Consider the following 3,553-nt stretch of genomic DNA (forward strand, 5'->3'; position numbering starts at 1 on the left):
GCCTACCAATTCGCGAACGCCCTGTTGAAAACATCCTCGGTTAGTTCGTTGGTGATCTCTCTAACCAAGGTAGCTTCCTGTGACGTAATGTTGCCGCCTCTCACATCCCTGTATCTGGTAAACGGTTGCTCGAAGCTTAAGTCGTTGTTAAGTGTGTTAGTGAATTTGACGCTTACTGTGATGCTCAGGCGGGTTTGTTCTGCCCGTTCACTTGCGCCTACCGCAACCGGCTTAATACTATAGTCAGTAATCCTCCCCTCAAAGATCCCGTCGCCATTCTCCCTTACTATACTTAATCTTGACTGATTTCTGATCCTCTCTTTAAGAGCTTCGGTAAACTGCTGGCTAAGATAGGGAACCACCAGCGGTGCACTGTTTTCAAAAAACAGTACTGTTATTGTTTTCATGTTCGCGGGAATAGAAGCTCCCGAAAAACTGTAAACGCCGCATGACTGCGATAGCAGTAATAGCGGAAGGACTAACAACAAAGCCTGTATTCTGAGACTCTTCATCGTTTAATTCAGGTTTAACTCTTTAATTTTACGGTAAAGCGTTCTCTCTGAAATGCCGAGTTCCTGAGCCGCTAACTTGCGTTTTCCTTTGTGCTTTTTGAGCGCTTTCTTTATCAGGTCAGACTCCTTTTCAACCAGTGAAAGGGACTCTTCTACCTCCTCCGTATGAGGTGTAAAGTTAAAATCATTTTTGATATCATTATCAGGATGATGCAATACCAGCGGCTGAGTATTCTGGGGGACTGCCGGAAAATCTCCGTCGTGGTACAACTGGTTGAATAGCTGTGGATTTTCGCGGACAGAAGCAGGAGTTCCGCCTTCCCTGATAATTTCAGCTACAAGTTTCTTCAAATCAACCATGTCCCGTTTCATATCAAAGAGTACCTTATACAGGATATCCCTTTCAGAGAAATCTTCCTTGCTCTCCTTGCTTACCCGCATCGGAAGGTTGCTGGAGTGATCCTGGGGGATATAGTGCAGCAAGTTTTGGGCTGTCAGATTTCTTTCTTTTTCAAGAACTGCAATCTGCTCGGCAACATTTTTCAGCTGCCGTACGTTTCCCGGCCAGCTATAATTCATTAACACCTGCTGTGCTTCCGCATCCAGCTGAACAGAGGGGCTGCGATATTTTGCAGTAAAATCAGCTACAAATTTACGGAACAGCAAGTGAATGTCGTCCTTTCGTTCGCGAAGGGCCGGAATCTTCAGGGGGACAGTATTCAGCCTGTAATACAGGTCTTCACGGAACTTCCCGTTCTGAACGGCATCAAATACATCTACATTCGTTGCTGCAACAACCCGGACATCCGTTTTTTGAACCTTTGAAGAACCTACCCGCAGGTATTCCCCCGTTTCCAGTACTCTCAGAAGCCGGGCCTGGGTACCCAAAGGAAGCTCTGCCACCTCGTCAAGAAAGATGGTCCCGCCATTCACCACCTCAAAATAACCTTTTCTCGCTTCATGTGCCCCTGTAAAGGAACCTTTTTCATGTCCGAACAATTCGGAATCAATAGTGCCCTCGGGAATAGCCCCGCAGTTGACCGCAATAAACGGCCCGTGTTTACGTGCACTGAGCTGATGAATGATGTGGGAAAATACTTCCTTCCCGCTTCCGCTTTCACCTGTGATCAGCACCGATATATCTGTAGGGGCAACCTGCCGGGCAATGTCGATCGCCCTGTTTAAAAGAGGAGAATTACCGATTATTCCGAAACGGTTTTTTATATCCTGGATATCCATTTATTAGATTCAAGAGTTAAGAATTAAGATTAGCAGGGTCACTCGCTTTCTTATAGCGAGGAATGATCCGGCTTTTTCTATTCACATATTGTACCGATCAGCGTAGCTGTCGTACAACGTTCAATCTTCACATTAACGTATTGTCCCGGCTTGTAATTATTATCAGCAGGAAAGACTACTGTAGCGTTCTGATCACTTCTGCCCGCGTAATCCAGTTCAGATTTCTTAGAGAAACCCTCAATCAGTACTTTCTGTACCTTTCCAACTTGCTGGAGGAGGCGCTCGTGCGAATACTGCTGCTGCTTAGCGACTACCTCATTAAGCCGGCGTTTTTTCACCTCTTCAGGAATGTCGTCAGTAAATCGTTTGGCAGCCAGGGTTCCCGGACGCTCAGAATACATGAACATGTAAGCAAAGTCATACTTCACAAAATCCATCATACTAAGGGTGTCCTGATGCTCCTCTTCTGTTTCAGTACAAAAGCCGGTGATCACGTCGGTGGATATCGCACATTCAGGAATAATCCTTCTGATGCTGTTTACCCTCTCCATATACCATTCCCTGTCGTATGTACGGTTCATCAGTTCAAGGATCCGGGAGTTTCCGGACTGAACCGGAAGATGAATATACTTACAGATATTTTCATACTTCGCCATGGTATAAAGCACTTCATCCGTGATATCCTTTGGATGTGAGGTCGAAAAACGAACCCTGAGATCGGGGCTCACCAATGCGACCATCTCAAGAAGACCGGCGAAATTTACTTTTTCAAGTTCATCCTGGGATGCCCACTTATAGGAGTCGACATTTTGTCCCAGCAGCGTCACCTCACGATAGCCCTGATTAAAAAGCTCCCGGGCCTCGTTTACGATGGAATGAGCATCGCGGCTCCGCTCCCTGCCCCTGGTAAAGGGTACTACGCAGAAGGAACACATATTGTCGCATCCCCTCATGATGGAGATGAACGCCGTGATGCCGTTTGAGTTCAGTCTTACGGGGTTAATATCAGCATAAGTTTCTTCCCTCGAAAGCAACACATTTACGGCCTTCGCACCATCATCAACTTTGTCGATCAGGTTGGGAAGATCGCGGTATGCATCAGGTCCTACAACCACATCTACTAGTTTTTCTTCTTCGAGGAACTTTGCCTTCAGGCGTTCTGCCATGCAGCCCAGCACCCCTACTACCATTCCTGGATTGCGGCTTTTGGCAGAGCCGAACTCTCTAAGCCGGTTTCTTACTCTTTGCTCTGCATTTTCACGGATAGAACAAGTATTGATGAACACTACATCGGCTTCCTTATAATCTGTTGTTGTCTGGAAGCCCATGTCAGTCATAATAGAGGCGACTATCTCACTATCGGAGAAGTTCATGGCACATCCGTAACTTTCTATGTAAAGTTTACGTCCGTTGTTCTTAGCTCCTTCATTTTCAAGCATAAGCGCTTCTCCCTGCCTTGCCTCGTCATGCTCTTTTACATCGCTCTGTATCGTATACATACCTGTTTTCCTTTGGACTGCAAAAGTACGAACATTTTATTAAACGACAGGTTGGCAGTGTCATTTCTTTGCTTTCAAATAAAAAGTACGAAGCACACACGGGTTCTGATAGGAAAATAGGACGGCCTGTCGTACCCCCAGTTTAGAACAGATGATGAGCTTCTCCCCCTTACTCCGTTTCCGCAACCTTGTCCCGCAGTACAGCCCGATAAGCTGTATACCGTTTGCTTAGATGTGCTATTGATGCCCTCTGGCCAGTCAAGCAACATAAAAACCACCTTTATTCCACAGTTTATCCACGTT

The 3,553-nt window shown here is 46.2% G+C and carries 4 protein-coding genes; all 4 read right to left on the reverse strand.

Features of this window, described 5'->3' with window-relative positions; all coding sequences use genetic code 11:
• Nucleotides 1-2 precede the first annotated feature (2 nt).
• The gene (locus DDR33_RS23215; RefSeq protein ID WP_109418195.1) at nucleotides 3-512 is read right to left on the reverse strand and encodes an LptE family protein; all 510 of its coding nucleotides are present in this window, start codon (nucleotides 510-512) and stop codon (nucleotides 3-5) included.
• 3 nt (nucleotides 513-515) lie between these two features.
• The gene (locus tag DDR33_RS23220; protein ID WP_109418196.1) at nucleotides 516-1,751 is read right to left on the reverse strand and encodes a sigma 54-interacting transcriptional regulator; all 1,236 of its coding nucleotides are present in this window, start codon (nucleotides 1,749-1,751) and stop codon (nucleotides 516-518) included.
• 77 nt (nucleotides 1,752-1,828) lie between these two features.
• Nucleotides 1,829-3,250, reverse strand: coding sequence for a tRNA (N6-isopentenyl adenosine(37)-C2)-methylthiotransferase MiaB (gene miaB / locus DDR33_RS23225; protein ID WP_109418197.1), 1,422 nt, complete (start codon nucleotides 3,248-3,250; stop codon nucleotides 1,829-1,831).
• Between the two features lie 74 nt (nucleotides 3,251-3,324).
• Nucleotides 3,325-3,553, reverse strand: a 229-nt coding sequence (locus DDR33_RS26805) for a hypothetical protein (protein ID WP_238387925.1), incomplete at its 5' end; no start/stop codon positions are given.

Source organism: Pararcticibacter amylolyticus (assembly GCF_003130405.1).
GTDB lineage: Bacteria > Bacteroidota > Bacteroidia > Sphingobacteriales > Sphingobacteriaceae > Arcticibacter > Arcticibacter amylolyticus.